Source organism: Streptomyces sp. NPDC001156 (assembly GCF_053598275.1).
In genome coordinates, this window is the sequence record NZ_JBSFJX010000530.1 from 1 (window position 1) to 1482 (window position 1482).

At 67.5% G+C, this 1482-nt stretch carries 2 protein-coding genes; one reads left to right on the forward strand and one right to left on the reverse strand.

Features of this window, described 5'->3' with window-relative positions; translation table 11 throughout:
* Positions 1–255: 255 nt before the first annotated feature.
* Positions 256–915: a hypothetical protein gene (locus ACWDA7_RS52870; protein ID WP_450615371.1), complete on the forward strand. Its 660-nt coding sequence runs from the start codon at positions 256–258 to the stop codon at positions 913–915.
* 216 nt (positions 916–1131) lie between these two features.
* Here the strand turns inward: ACWDA7_RS52870 and ACWDA7_RS52875 are convergent.
* Positions 1132–1482 (reverse strand): transposase (locus ACWDA7_RS52875; RefSeq protein ID WP_450615372.1); only part of this gene is annotated, 351 nt, incomplete at its 5' end.

Genomic DNA, 1482 nt, shown 5'->3' on the forward strand with positions numbered 1-1482 from the left:
TCTGACCAGCCGCTGCAGCTCAAGCCCAGTCACTTTCACCCAAGCCCCGAGCAGGCACCGGCATGCCCTCGGCTGCTGTGATTTTCCGGCCAGAGAAACAACACGCTTCACTCATCCGTACTACCTCTATGCTGGGCCATTCACTGCAGTGACCACCGCTGTTCAATCAGCGGCCCGAGAACACACGTGCAAGGGCGCTCGGCGCCTGCGCCACAGATCTGACACACCCGGTTAGATACGAGGAGGGTCAACATCATGTCGGAGAGCACCACGGCAACTACCGGACTGACGTCGCAGTACGCCGCCCAGGTGACCAGCGACCTCGAACGCAACGCCAAGGAGCAGGACCGCATCAGTTCGGACATCGCCGCGCTCCAGGAGCAGCTGGCTGCTCTGCAGCACGACCACTCCGTGCTGGTCAACGTGCAGCAGGCACTGGACGTTTCGCCCACGTCGGCGCAGCCTGCGGCCGCTCCGCACAGTACCGCAGTGCCCGGTCCCCGTAACAAGGAGACGGCTGGTGAGTCTGGCGCCGGAAAGCGGACACGAGGGAAGAAGGCAGCCGACGCACAGGACCGCACCGCGACCAAGAAGGCGGTGGCCGGCAAGAAGCCCGCGGGCAACGCCGTAGCCGCAAAGGCGACCCGGCCCACGCTGGTCGAGCTCATCCGCAGCCATCTCACCAAGCAGAGCGAACCGCGCTCCGCGGCCGAAGTCACCACCGCACTCGAAACGGCCCACCCCGAGCGCGGCATCAAGACCACCGTCGTGCGCACCACCCTCGAAAACCTCGTGGCCAAGAACCAGGCCCAGCGCACCAAGCAGGGCTCCTCCGTCTACTACACCGCCCCCAACCTGGCCGGGCAGACGGCCGCAACGTCCCAGGACGAGGCGCAGCCCGAGCAGACCGAGTAAAACCGCAGGCAGCACGCTGCCGCTGCGGCGGCAGCCAGCCGTACCGGCCGCTAAGCCTCGATCCACCGACGTGGTTTGAAAGTGATCTTCTGGTGGGCTTCGGTCGGGTTCTGTGCCGGGTGGGCCGGGTGTGGGTAGGTGGTATCCGCTGGTCTGCCCAGCTTTTCCACAGGTTCGGTTCCGGTCGGGCCCTGGCGGGCGGGGGGGCAGGGACGGTCAGGCGGGTTCGGGCGGGGCGTGGACGGTGTCGAAGAGGTGTCTCCAGGCGTGCTGCCAGGGCCAGTTGTGCGGCAGGTGCAGGGTGATGCGCCGTGCGGAACGGGCGATCCGGGCCGGGACGTGGATCAGGTGGGCACGAAGGGTCGCGGTGGTGGCCCTGGTGTGGAAGGCGGAGGCGAGCGCGCCGGTGGCACGCAGCAGGTTGTAGGTGAGGGCCCACAGGGTGAGCCAGGCGGAGTTGGCGTGGAAGTGTCCGGAGGGCAGGTGGGCGAGGGCGGAGGCTTTGCTGTCCGCGATGACCTGCTCGATGACGGCGTGGTGGCGGTGTTCCCGCTCCGCCTGGAGCGT